General features: G+C 66.8%; 14 protein-coding genes. 9 read left to right on the top strand and 5 right to left on the bottom strand.

Going from position 1 to position 18,625, the window contains the following annotated elements:
- On the top strand, nt 1-2,174 hold a 2,174-nt coding region (locus tag QOI01_RS04805), incomplete at its 5' end, for an acyltransferase family protein (RefSeq protein ID WP_526379048.1).
- 243 nt (nt 2,175-2,417) lie between these two features.
- Here QOI01_RS04805 and QOI01_RS04800 read toward each other — a convergent pair.
- Nucleotides 2,418-2,789, bottom strand: a complete 372-nt coding sequence (locus QOI01_RS04800; RefSeq protein ID WP_526379047.1) for an MBOE_33420 family protein — start codon at nt 2,787-2,789, stop codon at nt 2,418-2,420.
- A gap of 347 nt (nt 2,790-3,136) precedes the next feature.
- On the opposite strand from QOI01_RS04800, the gene dcd reads away from it, so the two are divergent.
- From dcd to rfbA, 7 genes are all read left to right on the top strand, one after another.
- Nucleotides 3,137-3,706, top strand: coding sequence for a dCTP deaminase (gene dcd / locus QOI01_RS04795; protein WP_526379046.1), 570 nt, complete (start codon nt 3,137-3,139; stop codon nt 3,704-3,706).
- A gap of 158 nt (nt 3,707-3,864) precedes the next feature.
- Entirely contained in the window at nt 3,865-5,379 is a 1,515-nt protein-coding gene (locus QOI01_RS04790; protein WP_526379045.1) for a DUF7159 family protein, read from the top strand.
- Between the two features lie 114 nt (nt 5,380-5,493).
- Nucleotides 5,494-6,843, top strand: a complete 1,350-nt coding sequence (locus QOI01_RS04785) for a UDP-glucose dehydrogenase family protein (RefSeq protein ID WP_526379044.1) — start codon at nt 5,494-5,496, stop codon at nt 6,841-6,843.
- 10 nt (nt 6,844-6,853) lie between these two features.
- On the top strand, nt 6,854-7,180 hold the full coding sequence (locus tag QOI01_RS04780; protein WP_526379043.1) for a DUF1330 domain-containing protein: 327 nt from the start codon (nt 6,854-6,856) through the stop codon (nt 7,178-7,180).
- A gap of 2 nt (nt 7,181-7,182) precedes the next feature.
- Nucleotides 7,183-8,487 carry a cytochrome P450 gene (locus tag QOI01_RS04775; RefSeq protein WP_526379050.1) on the top strand — a complete coding sequence of 435 codons (1,305 nt, stop codon included), beginning with the start codon at nt 7,183-7,185 and terminating at the stop codon, nt 8,485-8,487.
- Between the two features lies 1 nt (nt 8,488).
- The gene (locus QOI01_RS04770) at nt 8,489-9,238 is read left to right on the top strand and encodes a maleylpyruvate isomerase family mycothiol-dependent enzyme (RefSeq protein ID WP_526379042.1); all 750 of its coding nucleotides are present in this window, start codon (nt 8,489-8,491) and stop codon (nt 9,236-9,238) included.
- Nucleotides 9,239-9,247: 9 nt separating this feature from the next.
- The gene (gene rfbA, locus QOI01_RS04765) at nt 9,248-10,111 is read left to right on the top strand and encodes a glucose-1-phosphate thymidylyltransferase RfbA (RefSeq protein ID WP_526379041.1); all 864 of its coding nucleotides are present in this window, start codon (nt 9,248-9,250) and stop codon (nt 10,109-10,111) included.
- Nucleotides 10,112-10,162: 51 nt separating this feature from the next.
- Here the strand turns inward: rfbA and QOI01_RS04760 are convergent, their stop codons facing one another.
- The 4 genes from QOI01_RS04760 to iniR all read right to left on the bottom strand — a co-directional run bounded on the left by QOI01_RS04760 (nt 10,163) and on the right by iniR (nt 18,363).
- Nucleotides 10,163-11,404 carry a YibE/F family protein gene (locus QOI01_RS04760; protein ID WP_526379040.1) on the bottom strand — a complete coding sequence of 414 codons (1,242 nt, stop codon included), beginning with the start codon at nt 11,402-11,404 and terminating at the stop codon, nt 10,163-10,165.
- Nucleotides 11,405-11,468: 64 nt separating this feature from the next.
- Entirely contained in the window at nt 11,469-12,740 is a 1,272-nt protein-coding gene (locus QOI01_RS04755) for a pyridoxal phosphate-dependent aminotransferase (RefSeq protein ID WP_526379039.1), read from the bottom strand.
- 34 nt (nt 12,741-12,774) lie between these two features.
- The gene (locus QOI01_RS04750) at nt 12,775-15,534 is read right to left on the bottom strand and encodes a heterodisulfide reductase-related iron-sulfur binding cluster (RefSeq protein ID WP_526379049.1); all 2,760 of its coding nucleotides are present in this window, start codon (nt 15,532-15,534) and stop codon (nt 12,775-12,777) included.
- 345 nt (nt 15,535-15,879) lie between these two features.
- Nucleotides 15,880-18,363, bottom strand: a complete 2,484-nt coding sequence (gene iniR, locus QOI01_RS04745; protein WP_526379038.1) for an isoniazid response ATPase/transcriptional regulator IniR — start codon at nt 18,361-18,363, stop codon at nt 15,880-15,882.
- 39 nt (nt 18,364-18,402) lie between these two features.
- Between iniR and QOI01_RS04740 the strand changes: the two genes are divergently transcribed.
- The coding region (locus QOI01_RS04740) for a hypothetical protein (protein ID WP_526379037.1) at nt 18,403-18,625 on the top strand (223 nt) is incomplete at its 3' end.

The following is an 18,625-nucleotide window of genomic DNA, read 5'->3' as shown; positions in this document are numbered from 1 at the left end:
ATCAGAAGTCGTCGCGTCGTCGGTATCAGCGGGCAGCACAAGCGCATAGGCGCCTCGACATCCAGGGCCTGCGGATGGTCGCGGTGCTCGCGGTGTTCGCATGTCACCTGTGGGGCTGGCCGCGGGGCGGCTTCGTCGGCGTCGACGTGTTCTTCGTGATCTCCGGTTTCCTCATCACGGGCAACCTGCTGCGCATGGCCGAAACCAGCGGGACGGTATCATTCGCGACGTTCTACTGGAACCGGATACGCCGCATCGTCCCCGCCGCGACTGTCGTCCTGGTCCTCACCTACGCGGCATCGACGCTGGTGTTCCTGCCGTTCCGGTCGCACCAGGTCGGCATCGATGCGCTGTTCGCATTCGTCTTCGCATCGAACTGGTGGTTCGCGTATGAGAACACCGACTACTTTCGGGTGTCCGACGACACCGTCTCACCGGTCCAGCACTACTGGTCGCTGTCCATCGAAGAGCAGTTCTACTTCGTCTGGCCCGCACTGATATTCGTCATCGGCGTGCTCATCGTCCGCAAGCGCTGGCCACACTCCCGCCGCATGGCCGTAGCCGGCGCAATCATGTCGGTGGTCGTCGCGGCGTCCCTGTGGTTTGCCCTGCGCGAAACCAACGCCGACCCGGCCCGGGCTTACTTCGACACCTTCGCCCGAGTCTGGGAGCTCGGCGTCGGCGCCCTGCTGGCAACCGCCGTCGGGGGGATCGCCAAGATCCCCCAAAGCTTGAAACCGCTGATGTCATGGGGCGGACTCGGCCTCATCGTCACCGCACTATCTCTGATCGGCGAAAACTCGGCACGGTTTCCCGCGCCGTGGGCGCTTCTCCCGGTGGCCGGTGCCGCTCTCGTCATCATTGCCGGCGTCGGCGTCGAGCCCCCCTATCAGAACTTCTTGCGGAATCCGGTCAGCACGTACGTCGGTGACATCTCGTACTCGCTGTACCTGGTGCACTGGCCGGTCATCATCATCGTGGGCGCACTGATGGACCCCGGCATCTACTTCTCCATCACCGTCCTGGGTCTCGTGTTTGCCTTGGCCGTACTGTCCTATCACTTCGTCGAGAATCCACTCCGCAAAGCCAGCTGGACGACGCTGCGCGAACAGGTATTCCTCATTCGCCACCGCCGACGCGATCGCCAAGGGTCGAGCAGCCATGCAGCCGTTGCCGCCGCCGCCGCGCTGCTCGTCGTAGCAGGGGTCGCCTTCACGGTACGACCCGTGACCAGTGAGGAAACCTCTGCTCCGTCACCGGCCCTAACCGATGCCAGCGATGCGGGCGCCTCCGATGTGAAGTTGGGGCCGCTGGGCACGGCTCTTCGAGCCGAGATCACGACCGCCCTACGCGCTGCCGACTGGCCACCGCTGGATCCAACCTGGGAGTCGCTGTTTGCAAACGGGGTCACCGCGAAAGAATTCCTCAGCCCAGAGATCGCCAAGTGCTATTGGGCAGAGATCGCTCCACCCGAGTGCACCTACGGGTCGTCTTCTGCCCCGACGAAAATCGTCATCGTCGGCGACTCCGTTGGCTCAGGGTACGCAGAGATCCTGCGTCAGCTCGCAGTGAATTCGAACGGTAGATTGCAGACGATCAATGAGACGATGGCGTCGTGTGTCTTCACTCAAGACCTCATCTACCGCGAGGGCGCATCCCCTGCGTGCGAGGGCCGCAAGAACAGCGCAGTCGACCTCATCAACACCATCAAGCCCGACGCCGTCATCATCTCGAACGCATACACAGTCGAGCGAGTCCAGGGCGCTTCGCGTGACATGACCATGGAGGAATGGTCGGATTCGCTGCATCGGATCGTGGACCGATTCCGCGGCAGTACCAACACGGTGGTGCTGTTGTCACCCCCACCCAGCGACGCCCCGATCCGGGACTGCATCAGCAAGCGCAATAGCAAGCCAGCGAATTGCATCGGCACGATCCCGACCCGATGGAGGTCAAAGGCCGACACGGAGCGGCGACTCACTGAAGGCATTAGGGCAGTGTGGATCGACTCGCGGCCGTGGTTCTGCAATTCCAAGGGGCGATGCCCAAGCTTCGTCGGAACGACACCTGCCAGATTTGACCAGACACACATGTCCGTTCCGTACGCGAGCAAGGTGCTCCCCGTCGTCGCCGAGTCGTTGCGGGATGCAGGAGTTCCCATCCCGTTGCCATAACTATCACCACGGGATCGCACCGCGGGAGCAACCCGAGTTCGACCAGCCGGTCGGTACATATCAGCAATAGGTCGCAGTTCGCTGCCACACAGCATGATTGATTGCCTGCAAGGGAAGCTCGGGCCCCGCGGCGCCGGTTGGGACATCGAGCGGCTGCGTCACCAAGGCGGCTGAGCGCTACTCCTCGAGTGGGAGATCCGGTGGATTCGAGTGATAATCCCCACCCGAGTGTTGAACGAGGGCCTACCGCGTCGGGTCGACGGGGGTCAGGGACATCGGCAGCCAATGGGTGCCTGGTCCCTCACCTGGGCGTCCGGCTCCATCAATGATGAGCGTCCGCTCACCGAAGAAGCTGCCGTCAGGGTCCGGGATCAGGTAGTCCGAGCGTGTGGACTTCACCGCGCTGCGCGGGCTGTTGCGATCGCAGAAGTACGGATACTCGCCGCTCGTTTCCCAACGGTCGTTATTCCATCTGTTCTCGAAAACCAACGGAGCACCTGGATTGCGGACTTGGTCGGCCTTGTTGTCCCAGCGCGGAACGCAACCGTTCACGTTCGGTGGAACGATCAGCGCAGCACACGCGGCAGAAATGCCTATCGACAGAGGTTTCGACATTTAGATGGGGTAACACCCATCTTGGGCGCTCGCTGGCGAAACGCCATCGATTTTCTGTACACGTTTCGCAGCGCTGTCAGTGTGCCACCTGAATCCACAATCCTGGGCACTCGCGGGTGCCCCAGAAGGTGAATCTCGTCGGCCCAGGCGGTGTTTGAATCGCGTTGTGACAAGTCGCGACATCGGGTCGCGGTGATCGAACGGTTCGAACGCGTTCGCGCAGTTAGTCGTGGAGCCGATACGGAATCAAACCCGCGTATTTAGCTTGGGAAGCGGAAGTTCTGCCATTGAACTACATCGCCGGTGGTGGTCTGAGTGTTTACACCACCAGCCGATACGCTCGTCGGGTGCTGCTCTCCGATCGCGACATCAGGGCCGAAATAGCCGCCGGAAGGTTGGGGATCGACCCGTTCGACGACAGCCTGATCCAGCCGTCCAGCGTCGACGTCCGCCTCGACAACCTCTTCCGGGTCTTCAACAACACCCGCTACACCCACATCGACCCGGCTGAACGCCAAGACGAGTTGACCACCCTGGTCGAACCGGTCGAGGGCGAGTCCTTCGTGCTGCACCCCGGGGAGTTCGTCCTGGGGTCGACACTCGAACTGTGCAGCCTGCCCGACGACCTCGCCGGGCGCTTGGAGGGTAAGTCGTCGCTGGGAAGGCTGGGACTGCTCACCCACTCGACCGCCGGGTTCATCGACCCCGGCTTCAGCGGACACATCACGCTAGAGCTGTCCAACGTGGCGAACCTGCCGATCACGCTGTGGCCGGGCATGAAGATCGGCCAGTTGTGTCTGCTGAGACTGACCAGCCCGGCCGAGCATCCGTACGGCAGCGCCAAGGTCGGATCGAAGTACCAGGGGCAGCGCGGGCCGACCCCGTCACGGTCCTACCAAAACTTCATCAAGCGCTGACGTCCGCGACGCGAGTAGGGTCGAACCGGAGTCCAAACGGACGCGGTAGATGTAACGACTGCGCTGGTGATGGCGATGAAACATTGGGGCGCGCCCTTGCGTTGAGCCCTTTACGAGAAGAAAATACGTAGTAGAACTAAGACTTTTGGAGGGGTTTCGTGGACATCGTGCTTGGTGTGTCTCTGACACCAAAGACGGTGCGGTTGGTACTGGTCGAAGGCGTCAAGGGCGACGGTGCAATCGTCGACCACGACACCTTCGACGTGTCGCCATCCGACGACTCGGCAACGTCGAGCGCATCCGCGCAAGTGGTTGCGGCCGTCCTGGGAACACTGGAGAGTGCCCGAGAGGGTGGGCACCAACTCAAGGCGATCGGCGTCACGTGGAGTGACCACGCTGAGGCCGCCGAACTGCGCGACGCGCTGGCCGACCATGGCATCAACGACGCGATCCTGGTGTCCGAACTCCATGCGGCAGGAGTCCTCGCCCAGACGGCCGGTCGTGCGGTTGGCTACGAGAGCACTGCGCTTCTGTTCCTCGATCGCGACACCGCGACGTTGTCGGTGGTCCGCACAGACGACGGCTCGATCGTGAAGGTCCTCAGCCGCAGCCTGCACAGCACGGATGCGATGGCGGTGCTCACCGAGATGGCATCCGCCGTCGCCGCACAGGACTCCCCGCCCCAGGGCATGTTCGTCGTCGGCTCCGGCGTCGACGTCGCATCGGTCAAGTCTCATCTGCAGGACCTCGTCGAGATCCCGGTCAACGCCCCCGAGGAGTCGGGCCTGGCCCTGGCGCGCGGCGCGGCCCTGGCGGCGGCCAGCGCCCCGATCTTCGACGCGTCCACCGTGGGCTTGGCCTACTCGCAGGACCCGGACGGGGCGACGTCGGGCAATGACTATCCCGGACAGGTGGGCGAGGACACCCAGATCCGGCCCGTGGGTGTCGCCGCCCCGCTGGCTACTGACATGGACTTCGTCGGCGGCCCTGCGGAGCAGGGACGCAAGCCGTTCCTGCTGGTCGGCAGCGCGTTGACGTCGGTTTTCGTCATCGGGGTGATCGCCCTGGTGATCTCGCTGGCCGTCAGTATCCGGCCGACGGCCGACCAGCGTCCCGATCCTGGCCAGGCCGCCATCATTCCGAGTGCCCTGCCCCCGGCAGCCCCGGCGCCGGCGGCGGCGCCACCGCCTGCCCCAGAGGCAGCACCGCCTGCGCCCGCGCCCGCACCGGAGACCATCCAGGCGCCCGTGCCGGTCGCCAAGGAGCAGCGGCAAGCGCCACCCCGCACGGTCTACGTCGATCAGCAACCCGCCGCGCAGCCGCCGCCACCCGCGGCGATTCCCGATCCGCCCGCCGCGCCGCCGCTGCCCGATCCGGTTCCGGCGGTCGCTCCGCCGCCGGTGTACATCCCACCGTTGCTTCCGCGGATCTTCACTCCCCCGCAGCAGCAGGCGCCCTGGCAGCAATGGCCACAGCAGCAGCAGCAATACCCGCAGTATCCGCAACAGCAGTACCCGCAACAGCAGTACCCGCAGTGGCCCCAGCAGCCCCCGCAGCAGTGGCCGCAATCGGGTGACGATGGTTGGCCGGGACGCGGCGGCTCGTCGAACGGTGGCGGTGGCGGTGGCGGTGGCTGCTTCCTGATCTTCTGCAGCGGCGGCGGTCGGCACTGAGCCGGAGTTTCCCCCGTCGCTTCGCTCGCCGTGGTGTCCACTCGTTACCCAGCGTTGGTCTCCCGCTCAGTGTCACTTTGCAGTTAGCTCATCGCGGCGGCCTATTCAGACTGTATGCGATGCACTGTGTTCGGGACGGGTTACCTCGGCGCCACCCACGCCGCCGGAATGGCCGAGCTTGGCCACGAGGTCGTCGGCGTCGACATCGATCCCGGCAAGGTCGCGAAACTCGCGTCGGGCGACATTCCGTTCTATGAACCCGGGCTGCGAAAAGTCCTGCGCGAGAACCTCGATGCCGGGCGCCTGCAGTTCACCACCGACTACGACGCCGCGGCCGAGTTCGCAGACGTACACTTCCTCGGCGTCGGAACCCCGCAGAAAAAGGGCGAATACGGTGCGGATCTGCGCCACGTCCACGCGGTGATCGATATGTTGGTGCCGCGGCTACGGCGTTCGGCGGTGATCGTGGGCAAGTCGACGGTGCCGGTCGGCACGGCCGCCGAACTGTCCGAGCGGGCTCGGCGGCGTGGGCCCGCGGGGGTCGGCGTCGAGATCGCCTGGAATCCGGAGTTCCTCCGCGAGGGGTTCGCCATCCACGACACCCTGCACCCCGACCGCATCGTCCTTGGGGTGCAACGAGATTCACTGTGGGCGGAGGCGGCGGTCCGTCAGCTCTACGCCCCCCTGCTCGACGAAGGCGTCCCGTTCCTGGTCACCGATCTGCAGACCGCCGAATTGGTCAAGGTTTCGGCGAACGCATTCCTGGCGACCAAGATCTCGTTCATCAACGCCATCTCCGAGGTGTGCGAAGCCGTCGACGCCGACGTGACGCTGCTCGCCGACGCACTGGGCTACGACCCCCGGATCGGGAGGCGATTTCTCAACGCTGGCTTGGGATTCGGCGGCGGTTGCCTACCAAAGGACATTCGCGCGTTCATGGCGCGTGCGGGTGAACTCGGAGCAAACCACGCCCTGACCTTCCTGCGCGAGGTGGACAGCATCAACATGCGTCGTCGCACCCGGATGGTCGAGCTGGCGACCAAGGCGTGTGGTGGCTCGCTTCTCGGCGCGAACGTGGCCGTTCTCGGGGCCGCCTTCAAACCCGAGTCCGACGACGTGCGCGACTCGCCCGCCCTCAACGTCGCGGGTCTGCTGCAGCTCAACGGTGCTACCGTCAACGTCTACGACCCAAAGGCGATGGAGAATTCGCAGCGCGTCTTCCCCACGTTGAACTACTCCACATCGGTGCTCGAGGCGTGCGACCGTGCCGACGCGGTCCTGGTGCTGACCGAGTGGCAGGAGTTCGTCGACCTCGACCCGGACGCGCTTGCCGCCACCGTGCACGCGAAAGTCGTTGTCGACGGCCGTAACTGCCTCGACGTCGCCAGGTGGCAGAACGCCGGTTGGCGGATGTACGCCCTTGGCCGCCGCATAGCCCCAACGGCGGGTGCGGTCGCGTCGTAACTTGGAGGCCATGACGGTCTACGCACTGAATCTGTTCGACATCGCCAACCGCGACGAATACCTCGCCTACTCCAAGCGCTCACCCGCCGAGGTTGGCCGCCACGGAGGGCGCGTCGTCGCGCTCGGGCAGTTCCGCGAGGCCGTCCTCGGCGACGTCGAGCCGCGCAAGGTGCTCATCCTGGTCGAGTGGGACTCCAAGGATGCGTTCGACGGCTACTGTGACGACCCGAGCCTCGCGGACCTGCACGCGCACCGCGAGAACGGGTCGTCCTCTTACATCTGGCATCTGTTCGACCGGTTGGATGATCTGCGACCGCTGCTTAAGCTCAACCCATGACGCTGCGTCAGCGCACACACTGGTTCGCTCTGCACGGGTTCATCGGCCTGCTGGCGTCGTTCGGCGCCAAGCGCGGCGAGATGCAGGGCCGCCTCATCGCGGATCCGACGGTCAGGGCCGACCCGGGTGGTTTCGCCGACGAACTCCGTGCGCGCGGCCGGCTGGTCCGCGGTCGAGCGGCCTGGATGACCGCCGATCACGCATTGGCCCATCAGTTGCTGCGCTCCGATGACTTCGCCGTCACCGCCATCGGCAAGACGCTGCCCCGCCCGCTCGGATGGCTCGAGCGGCGCACCATGGTCAAGGATCGACTCCATCCACTGCTGCCGCCCTCCCTCCTGTCGGTCGAACCGCCGCAACACACGCATTACCGCAAGACGGTGTCGTCGGTGTTCACCACCAGAGCCGTTGCCGCACTGCGGGATCGGGTGCAGCAGGCCGCGGCTTCCCTGATCGACGAATTGGGCGCCGGAACGGTCGACGTCGTCGACCGGTACTGCTCGCAACTGCCCGTGACCGTGATCGGCGACATCATCGGCGTGCCGGACCGCGAGCGGCCCCGCATCCTCGAGTTCGGTGAGCTGGCGGCGCCCAGCCTCGACATCGGACTCAGCTGGTCGCAGTATCTCCGCGTCGAGCACGGACTCGACGGATTCAACGCGTGGCTGGCCACCCACATCCAGCGCCTTCGCGATGCCCCTGGCGACGACCTGATGAGCCAGCTGATCCTCGCCAGCGAGGGCGGCACCCGCTTGAACGACGAAGAGCTGCGAGCCATCGCGGGCCTGGTGCTCGCCGCAGGCTTCGAGACGACCGTGAACCTGCTGGGCAGCGGGATCCGCATCCTGCTCGACCACAGGGACCAACTCGACCTGCTGCTCGAGGCACCGAACCTATGGCCAGGCGCCGTCGAGGAGATCCTCCGACTCGAGTCGCCGGTGCAGCTGAGTGCCCGGGTCGCGCTCGTCGACACCGAGGTGGCCGGACATACGGTCGAGGCCGGTCAACTGGTCATCCTCTATCTCGCCGGCGCCAACCGCGATCCCGAGGTGTTCGCAGATCCACACCGCTTCGACATCACGCGCGACAACGCGGGCAGGCACCTGTCCTTCTCCGGTGGCAGGCACTTCTGCCTCGGCGCGGCGCTGGCCCGTGCAGAAGGCGAAGTAGGGCTTCGAACCTTCTTCGAGCGCTATCCCGACGCCCAGCTCGCGGGGACGGGGAGCCGCCGCGACACCCGGGTCCTGCGCGGGTGGTCGACGTTGCCGATCAGGCTCGGCGAAGCGCGCGCAGCGGTACGTTCGTAGCGTGGACTTCCGCGCGACGCTGCTCGGGGAGACCCGGGCCCTCGGTGACGTCATCCGCGACGCCGACCCGCAGACTCCAGTGCCGACCTGCCCCGGCTGGAGCATGAACCAGCTGTTCAAGCACGTGGGCCGAGGTCATCGCTGGTCGGCACAGATCATCGCCGAACGCCGTTTCGGGCCGCTCGATCCCCGCGAGGTTCGCGACGGGAAGCCGCCCGAGGATCCCGACGCCGCGATCGACTGGCTGAATCGGGGCGCGCAACTCGTCATCGACGCCGTCGACCACGTCGGGCCCGAGACCAGAGTGTGGACGTTTACCGGGCCGCGTCCGGCGGGATGGTGGATCCGCAGGCGCGTGCACGAGGCGACGGTGCACCGCGCCGACGCCGTCCTGGCACTCGGCGGCGACTACCAGCTGCCGTCGGAACTGGCGGCTGACGGCGTCACCGAGTGGATCGACCTTGCCACCGTCTCGGCGGATCTTCACCAACCGCCGCTGCGGCGCGGGCTGACCTTGCATCTGCACGCCACCGACGATGGCCTCGGACCGACCGGAGAGTGGACGATCACCCACGACGAGGACGGCCTGAACTGGTCGCACGACCACACCAAGGGGGAAGCCGCCGTGCGCGGCAGTGCGATCGAGCTCCTGCTGGCGCTGACCCGTCGCCGCTCCACGGCCGACGCAGGCATCGAGGTAATCGGCGACGCCGGCATCTGGGATGCCTGGCTGAGCCAGACCTCGTTCTAAGCTGCCACCATGCGCGGGATCATCTTGGCAGGCGGATCAGGCACGCGGCTGTATCCGATCACCATGGGTGTCAGCAAGCAACTGCTTCCGGTCTACGACAAGCCGATGATCTATTACCCACTGTCCACTTTGATCATGGCCGGCATTCGTGACATCCAGATCATCACGACCGCGCACGACGCACCCGATTTCCACCGATTGCTCGGCGACGGGTCGGACTTCGGCGTGAACCTGAGCTACGCCGTGCAGGATCAGCCCGACGGGCTGGCGCAGGCGTTCGTCATCGGCGCCGACCACATCGGGAATGACACCGTCGCACTGGTGTTGGGAGACAACATCTTCTACGGCCCGAGACTGGGCGCCAGCTTGAGACGCTTCGAAAACGTCAGCGGCGGGGCGATCTTCGCGTACTGGGTGGCCAACCCGTCGGCGTACGGCGTGGTCGAATTCGCCGAGGACGGCAAGGCGACGGCGCTGGAGGAGAAGCCGGCCACCCCGAAGTCGCAGTATGCCGTGCCCGGGCTGTACTTCTACGACAACGACGTCATCGAAATCGCGAAGTCACTGAAAAAGTCGGCGCGAGGTGAGTACGAGATCACCGCCGTCAACCAGACCTACCTCGACCAGGGCAGGCTCAGCGTCGAGGTGTTGGCGCGCGGAACCGCATGGCTCGACACCGGCACGTTCGACTCGCTGCTCGACGCCGCCGACTACGTTCGCACCATCGAACGACGCCAGGGGCTCAAGATCAGCGTGCCGGAGGAAGCCGCGTGGCAGGTCGGCTTCATCGACGACGATCAACTGGCGGCCCGCGCCAACACGCTGCTCAAGTCGGGTTACGGCGCGTACTTGCTGGAGCTGTTGAAGCGGTAGGCGCCGAACGTGCGCCGACGGCGAAGAATCGACCCCAGATTCGCCGTGATGTCACGCTCGGCGACGCCCGGCGTCGATGTGACCGCTGTGCGGGGTGGCCAACACGGCGGCGATACCCGTGGTCAAGGGCACCGACAACGCCAGCGCGATGCCGCCCACCGCGGATCGCGCGATCTCGATGGCGACACTCTCGCTGGTCAACACGTCGCCCAGCGACCTGTTCGCCACGCTGAAGAGCAGCAGCAGCGGCAGCGCACTACCCGCGTACGCCAGCACCAGCGTGTACACGGTGCTGGCGATGTGATCGCGCCCCACCCGCATCGCCCCGACGAAGATCGCCTTGCGGGTGGCACCGTGCTCGGCGATCTCGAACGCCGTCGAGGCCTGCGTGACGGTCACGTCGTTGAGGACGCCTAGCGATCCGATGATGAACCCGGCCAGGAGCAGGCCAGTGATCGAGACGTTCCCGAGGTAGGCGGCCACCTCGTTGTTCTGGTCCTCCGAGAGTCCGGTGAGATGCACCAGTTCAATTGCCGCCCAGGACAACAAGCCCGCGAGTAGCAGCGCAGAGAGGGTGCCCAGCAGGGCGGCGCTGGTCCGCAGGCTCACCCCGTGCGCGAGATAGATGACGGCGTACAGGATGGCGCCCGACGCGACCAGCGAAACGGGAACCGCGGGCGCCCCGTCGCGCAGCGCAGGCAACAGGAACACCATCAGGACCGCGAACGCCACGACGATGCCGATGAGCGCGCGGAGCCCCCGCCAGCGGGCTACCGCGACGACCACCACGGCGAACGTGGCAGCCAGGATCGCCAGCGGCCACGACCGTTCGAAGTCGAAGAACGCGTACGACGTGGACCCGTTCTGGTCGACCTGCCTGCTGACGCGGATGTCGTCGCCGACGGCGAGGCTCGGCTGGCCGGGCCCGCCGCTGAACTCCAGGAGAGTGTTGGCGCCCTTGTTGGGTCCCGAGCCGATCTGCACCAGCGTCTGCACGCACTGACCATTGCCTGGGGGCGCCTCGACGGGGGCGGCCGTGAGTACGCCACCCGCCGATGGGCTGCCGCACGGCGCAGCGGAACTGGACAGCACGTGACCGGATTCGGTGGTGACCGCCCCGCCCTCCGCGTTCTGGAACGGGAGCGGGATGTCGACGCTCTGGTGACTGGGCCACAACAGGGTCATGCCCGCGATGACGGCCACGCCTATCGCGATCAGCAGGCCGACGACGATCTTGGCCGCCAGCGGCCCAAGAGGTGCCGGAGTTGAGGACAGTGAGTGCGAGTGCGCCACCCGCACAGGGTAGAGGGGTGAGCTGCTTTGTTACTGGGGCCAGGAGCGGAGCGACCGGGGTCGGCTACTGCCGGTAGCCGGCGAGGAAGTTACCGAGCCGTTCGATCGCTTTGGAGAGGTCGCGGGCCCACGGCAGAGTCACGATCCGCAGATGATCCGGTGCGGGCCAATTGAAGCCCGTGCCCTGCACCACCAGAATCTTCTCCTGCAGGAGAAGGTCGAGCACCAACTGCTCGTCGTCGCGGATGTCGTGCACTTCGGGATCGAGTCGAGGAAACGCATAGAGCGCACCCGCGGGCTTGACGCAGGAGACACCGGGGATCTCGTTGAGCTTGGCCCAGGCGACGTCACGCTGTTCCAGCAGTCGTCCGCCGGGAAGTACCAGGTCCTCGATGCTCTGGTGTCCGCCGAGCGCCACCTGAATGGCGTACTGCGCGGGCACGTTCGGGCACAGCCGCATGTTCGACAGAAGGTTGATGCCCTCCAGGAAGCTGGCGGCGTGCTCCTTGGGTCCGGTGATCGCCAGCCAGCCCGAGCGGTATCCGGCCACGCGGTACGCCTTGGACAACCCGTTGAACGTCAGGCACAGCTGATCGGGCGCGACCGACGCCATCGCGATGTGTTCTGCCTCGTCGTAAAGGATCTTGTCGTAGATCTCGTCGGCGAGGATCAGCAGCTGGTGCTTGCGGGCCAGTTCGGCGATCTGCTCGAGGTTCTCGCGGCTGTAGACCGCACCCGTCGGGTTGTTCGGGTTGATCACGACCAGTGCCTTGGTGCGGTCGGTGATCTTCGACTCGAGGTCGGCGACGTCCGGCATCCAGCCCTGGGTCTCGTCGCAGAGGTAGTGCACGGGCGTGCCGCCCGCCAACGCCGTCGACGCCGTCCAGAGCGGGTAGTCCGGCGTCGGGATGAGCACCTGGTCACCGTTGTCGAGCAGCGCCTGCAGCGTCATGGTGATGAGCTCGGAAGCACCGTTGCCGAGGTAGACGTCGTCAACGTCGAGGCGCGGGAAACCTTCCACCAGTTCATATTTGGTCACGACTGCGCGGCGAGCCGAGATGATGCCCTTCGAGTCCGAGTACCCCTGGGCGTACGGAAGCGCCTGGATCATGTCGCGCATGATCACGTCGGGCGCCTCGAAGCCGAACGGTGCAGGGTTGCCGATGTTCAGCTTCAGGATGCGGTGACCCTCGGCCTCCAACCTGGCGGCGTGATCGTGCACCGGGCCGCGGATTTCGTAGAGGACGTCCTGCAGCTTCGTCGACTGCGCGAACGTGCGCTGCGGCGGCTGATGGCCGGTGTGCCAGGGCAGCTGGTGGGTACTCACGTCCTTCATCGTCTCACCCCCGTCCAGTGGTTTTGAGTCGTCGTCAGCGTTTGCCCGGACGACGCACCCCCGGTGCGATGCCGAGCCCCTTCACTGCGGGCTCGGGCTTGGCCGGCTCGGCGGATGCCTCGGGCTCAGTGGCCGGCTCGTCGGCGGAGTCGCCGTTGGACGACTCGGCTTTCGGCGGCTCCGGCGTTTCCTGCTGCGGCTCAGCGGGTTTCGGTGCTGCCTTCTTGGCGCCGGGCCGACGAGCCCCCGGCGCGATGCCGAGACCCTTGACGGGTGGTTCGGGCTTGGCGGGCTCGGCTGGCGCGTCCGGGGTTGTCTCCGTGGTGGTTTCGGCTGCGGGGGCAGGCGTGGTCGAGGCCGCCGGCTTCTTGCCCGGGCGCCGTGCGCCCGTCGCGATGCCGAGACCGCCCCTGGCGGGCGCCGCGGGTGCGGCAGGGGCCTCGGTGGTGTCTACCTTTGCCGCGGGTGCAGCCTCTTCCTCCTCGTCGACCGGCTTGACCTCCACAGGAGCGGTGTAGGCCTTGGCTGTCTCGGTCTTCTCCCGCTCTGCCGCGCGGGCGGCGGAGAACTCGGCTGCAGCACCCTTCGCGGGCAGTGTGACCGCGTCCTTGTCCAGGGACGCGAGCAGCAGCTGGGCGACGTCGAGAACCTCGGCCTCCTTGCCCATCTCCTCGGCCCTGTCGCCGACGCCGTCGGTCATCATCACGCGGCAGAACGGGCAGGCGGTGGCGATCTTCGATGCATCGGTGTTGAGCGCCTCTTCCACGCGCTCGTGGTTCACGCGTTTTCCGATGTGCTCTTCCATCCACATCCGCGCACCGCCCGCACCGCAGCACAGACCGCGGTCGGCGTGGCGGGGCATCTCAGTGAGCTTGGCGCCCGAGGCCCCGATCAGCTCGCGCGGCGCGGAGTACTCCTTGTTGTGGCGGCCGAGGTAACAGGGGTCGTGGTAGGTCACGTCTTGGCTCACCGGGCTCACCGCGACCAGCTTCTTGTCACGGACCAGCCGGTTCAGCAGCTGCGTGTGATGCACCACGGTGTAGTTGGACCCCAGCTGCGGATACTCGCGGCCGATGGTGTTGAAGCAGTGCGGGCAGGTCACCACGATCTTGCGATCGACCGTCTCGACGCCCTCGAACAGCTCGTTGATGGTCTCGACGTTCTGAGAAGCCAACTGCTGGAACAGGAACTCGTTGCCCGCCCGACGGGCCGAGTCGCCGGTGCACGTTTCGCCGGTGCCGAGAACGAGGAACTTCACGCCCGCCGTCGCGAGCAGCTCGGCGACGGCCTTGGTGGTCTTCTTGGCGCGATCCTCCAGGGCGCCGGCGCAGCCAACCCAGAACAGGTACTCGAATCCGTCGAAGGAGTCGACGTCGTCGCCGTACACGGGCACGTCGAAGTCGACCTCGTCGATCCACTTGCTGCGTTCCTTGGAGCTCTGGCCCCAGGGGTTGCCCGCCCGCTCGAGGTTCTTGAACAGCACGCCGAGCTCGCCGGGAAACTCCGACTCGACCATCACCTGGTAGCGGCGCATGTCGACGATGTGGTCGATGTGCTCGATGTCCACCGGGCACTGCTCGACGCAGGCACCGCAGGTGGTGCAGGACCACAGGACGTCGGGGTCGATGACGCCACCCTCTTCGAGGGTCCCGACGAGCGGGCGGGTGGCCTGCGCCGGGCCGGAGCCGAGGATGCGCTCGAAGCCGGACTCCGGGACGGCGTGCGTCTCGGCGTGCTTCTCGCCGCCCAGGTCCTCGCCGACGCCGCCCTCCGCGGTGTTCTCCAGCGGGGTCTCCTGGTCACCGAGGATGTAGGGCGCCTTGGCGAACAGGTGGTCGCGCAGGTTCATGATGACGAGCTTGGGAGACAACGGCTTTCCGGTGTTCCAGGCGGGGCACTGGGACTGGCAACGGCCACACTCGGTGCACGTCGTGAAGTCGAGATAGCCCTTCCACGTGAAGTCCTCTATCTTGCCGCGGCCCAGGACCACGTCCTCGGCCGGATCCTCGAAGTCGACGTAGGCGCCGTCGTACTCCATCGCCAGCAGCGGGCCCAGTGCATTGGGCAGGCGCTTGAACGTCACGTTGACCGGCGCCAGGCCGATGTGAAGGTGCTTGGAGTGCAGGACGATCAGCAGGAAGACGAGCGCGACGCCGAGGTGCAGCAGCAGTGCGACGCGCTCGATGATCTCGTTGGGGGTCGCGCCGAGCGGAGACAGGACTGCGCCCATCCCGTGCGAGAAGAAGGCCCCCCAGCCGTAGGGCAGGTTCTCTGTTGCCGCAGCGGCCCCGCGGAACAGCGCGTAGGTCCAGACGACGTTGAAGATCATGACGAGGATGAGCCAGGCGCCGCCGGTGTGCGAACCGTAGAAACGGGAGTCGCGGCCGTACTCCTTGGGCTCCGAACGCAGTCGGATGATCGCGAACGTCACGATGCCGAGCAGCACCGCGAGTGCGAAGAAGTCCTGCAGGAAGCCCAGCGCGTCCCAGTGCCCGACGAACGGGATGGCGAACTTCGGGTAGAACAGCACGCCGAATGCTTCGAGGTAAACCGAGGCCAAGACGAAGAAGCCCCACATGGTGAAGAAGTGGGCGATGCCGGGGACCGACCACCGAAGCAGTCGGGTTTGCCCGAACACCTCGGTGAGTTGGGTGGTGATACGGGTCTTGAGGTCGTCCTTGCGGGCGTCCTCGTCGATCGTCTTCTGGCCGGATCGGATTAGGTTCGTCAGGAACAGCACCCGCTTGGCGGCGAAAGCGAGCACGATGAGGATCATCACTACGCCGATGATCATCGTGGTCAGAACTAGGGCGTCTGTATCCACCGCGAGCCTCCCAAATCTAAGTTACTGATCAGTAAGGAGTCTGGTTACTGACCGGTAACTTACGCTAGATGCCAGCTCATAGTGGCATCCGGCAGTTGGGCGCCGCTACGTAGGTTGACCTAACTCACCGGTCGGTCGCCTCCCCCATCCACCGAGGCCGGGGTGGACGACGACGGGCCGGCGGGCGGCGATCCGGCCGTTGATGTTGAAGCCACGCTGCTCGTGGTGCCCGGCGGGGGCCTCGTTCAGCGCTGCGCGAGTCCGTGTGCCGTGCAGTCGCTGCCGAGTTGCTGTGGCGGTTGTCACGCTTGCAGTTCAGCCCGGAGCGCCGAGGATCGCCCGCAGCATCGAAATCAGCTCCGATCGCGACTCCGCTCCCAACCTTCGCCGAATCCGCGCTACGTGGTGTTCGACGGTCTTCGCCGAGATGAAGAGCCGACTCCCGATGTCGCGGTACGGCATGCCCTGCAGCAGCAACTCCGCGACCTCCCGTTCCCGGTCGGACAGCCTTGACTCTCGTGCCATCGACGATTGCCGCTGGGGTGCGGCCACGGCGGGGGCTTCGGCGAAGTCGGCGGCGTCCTCGCCCCCGGATGCGCTGAGTTTGAGGTCCCGAGCCAACTGGAGCATCGCCCCGGACGCACGACCGTCGGGAGTCTGGAGTGCCGCTTGGCTGGCCAGTCGCGTGGCATCCCAGGTGAGGCCGAACTGCGTCAGGGAGCGGGCGGCCGCGGTCACCTCGTCGGTGTCGACGTGATTGGCCAGGACCCGAAGCCAGGTCCGTCCTGCAGTGGCAAGTGCCCTTGCGAACGAACTCCTGCCCGCCGCCGCGGTCAACGCCTGCCCGTGCGGCGCCACCGAACCAGGTGAGTTCGCGAGAATGCCCGCATGAACGCCCGCCCAGTGCAGCGGGACCGACCACAGTGGCGGATTACCAATCCTCTCAAGAAGATTGAACGCCTCGTCAAGCGCAGGCTGAATGAGGTCCACCTGGCGCACGCGGGCCGCGGCCACCCACAGCTCGCCGAGGGGCAGCAGCGCGAACAGGTCCATCGAGTACTCGGTGAGCACCTCCATGGCGGCGTACCAGTGCTTCTGCACGGCTCCGCTGTCTCCGGACCGGCGCGCGACGGCCGTTTGCAGCGCCGCGGCCCACAACGCGTCGCGCCGATGCAGGGTCTCACCCGCCACCGCGGCGGCGTCGGCACCCGCGGCCGTCAGCTGGCCGTCCAACATGCGGGCCCAGCCGAGCAAAAGCGTATGGCGTTGCGCGACGAAACCCTCGTCGGCACCGGTACTTCGGACGGCGCGGCCGATGACGCTGCGGGCGCGGACCGAGTCCCCACCGTGCAGAGCCGCCAACGTCACCAACGCGGCAGGGGTGTCGGGGGTGACGACGGCGGACGCCTGTTCCGACATCGACTGGGCCAGCCGGGCAATGGCTGCCGGATACGTGCCGTCGAGCGTCAGCAGCATTCCCTCGGCAAGACCGCGAGCGGCGCGGGCGGTCGATGTCGGAGGCCCTGAGGAGTCGACGTTCAAGGCCGCCCGCGCGGATGCGACGTCACCGACCCCGAGGGCGGCGACCACGCCCGCCGATCCCACGACGGCATCGGAGTACGGGCCCAGCCAGCGGAACAACTCGGCGGCCTGCGCAGCACTCCCGTCGTGCATGGCGACACTGGCCGCGATGCGCACGGCGGCCGCCCTCTCGGCGGGCACCTCGGACCCGAGCAGCTCGTCGGCGAGCCGCCCCGCCGTCGCGCAGTCCCCGGTCAGTGCCAACGCGTCGGCGAGGTTGGCATTGAGCTCGCTCGCCCCGACCTCGGCTGCCGCCCGATACAGCCGAGCCGCCCTCGCGGGGTGCCCCTGGCTGCGGGCCGCGAGATCGGTGAGTGCGTCGGCCAGCGCAGCGTCGCGCAGCCCGTGCTCGGCGAGGCGCAGCGCAAGATCCATCGAAAGCGTCGACTTGTCGATCTGGGTGCGCAACAGTGAGATCTCGACGTGGTGGTGCCGTGCCGCACCGATGATCCCCGCGAGGCTCTGGTGCAGCGCACCGGCGAACGCGGGGCTGTGCGACGGGGCGATCAACCCGCTGGCGCGGGCGACGTCGACGAGTCGCTGCGCCTCGTCCTGGTCCGCTCCGAGTGCGGCGCCGACGTCGTCGGGACCGAGTTCCTGACTCAGCGATGAGAGCAGGAGGGTGTCGAGCACCGGTTCCTCGACCGGCCGCAGTCGCTCGATCAGCGCGACCCGGGTCGCTGCGGCGATGGCCTCGGCTGGTGGCTCGCCGTCGGGCTTGCTCACCGCCGCCACGGCGGGGTGCACGAGGAACGGCAGTCCCGCGGTCGCTGCCATCAGGGTCTGGACCAACTCCGACCGAGGCGTGGAGCCGAGTGACTCGGAGGCGATGCGGTTCACCTCTGACGGCGTGAGCGGGTCGAGCGAGACGATGGGCGCCTCCCGCGACATCGCCGTGCGCAGCGCCGCGAGCGCGGGATGATGCGACAACGGCTCGGCGGCGATCACGACCGTGGCGGCGGGGTCGCCGACGAGTTCGACCAGCCGTCCCAGATCAGAGGCGCCGAGCAGGTGGGCGTCGTCGATGACCACCGCGGCATCGCTCGGGTCGCCGTCGCGCGGCGCCCTCGCGATCACGGTGACCCCCGCCGCCCGCAACGCCGCCCGAACCTCGGCGAGCACCGTCGTCTTCCCGGCGCCGACACCGCCGGACACCAGAACCTTCGCGGGTTGGGTCGGCGACGACGCCCACGCCGCGACCGCGTCGCTGGCGGTCACTGACTCTCGGGTACCACCGAGACGACGGGCGTATCCGGCGTGATCACGGTCGTCGGCGGGGACGCGCCCGAGGTCGGTGGACCGGGCGGCGGCGCCACCGTGGTCGTGGTCGTGATCGGCGGCCGCGTCGTCGTGGTCGTGACCGGGGGCGTCGTCGTGGTGGTCGTCGTCGGAGGCGTCGTGGTGGTCGTCGTCGTGGTGGTGGTTGTCGTTGTGGTGGGCGACGTCGTGGTGGTGGTGGTCGTCGTCGGAGGCGTCGTGG

The organism is Mycobacterium sp., assembly GCF_032162605.1.
Classification (GTDB): Bacteria; Actinomycetota; Actinomycetes; order Mycobacteriales; family Mycobacteriaceae; genus Mycobacterium.
Note: the sequence above shows the minus strand (reverse complement) of the source record. Positions and strands in the feature narration are given on the sequence as shown.

What these genes read in the sequence shown, in the direction of transcription:
- QOI01_RS04800 (WP_526379047.1), bottom strand. Translation starts at nt 2,789, where the DNA reads ATGTCGAAACCTCTGTCGATAGGCATTTCTGCCGCGTGTGCTGCGCTG.
- rfbA (WP_526379041.1), top strand. Translation starts at nt 9,248, where the DNA reads ATGCGCGGGATCATCTTGGCAGGCGGATCAGGCACGCGGCTGTATCCG.
- QOI01_RS04780 (WP_526379043.1), top strand. Translation starts at nt 6,854, where the DNA reads ATGACGGTCTACGCACTGAATCTGTTCGACATCGCCAACCGCGACGAA.
- QOI01_RS04785 (WP_526379044.1), top strand. Translation starts at nt 5,494, where the DNA reads ATGCGATGCACTGTGTTCGGGACGGGTTACCTCGGCGCCACCCACGCC.
- QOI01_RS04755 (WP_526379039.1), bottom strand. Translation starts at nt 12,740, where the DNA reads ATGAAGGACGTGAGTACCCACCAGCTGCCCTGGCACACCGGCCATCAG.
- QOI01_RS04750 (WP_526379049.1), bottom strand. Translation starts at nt 15,534, where the DNA reads ATGATCATCGGCGTAGTGATGATCCTCATCGTGCTCGCTTTCGCCGCC.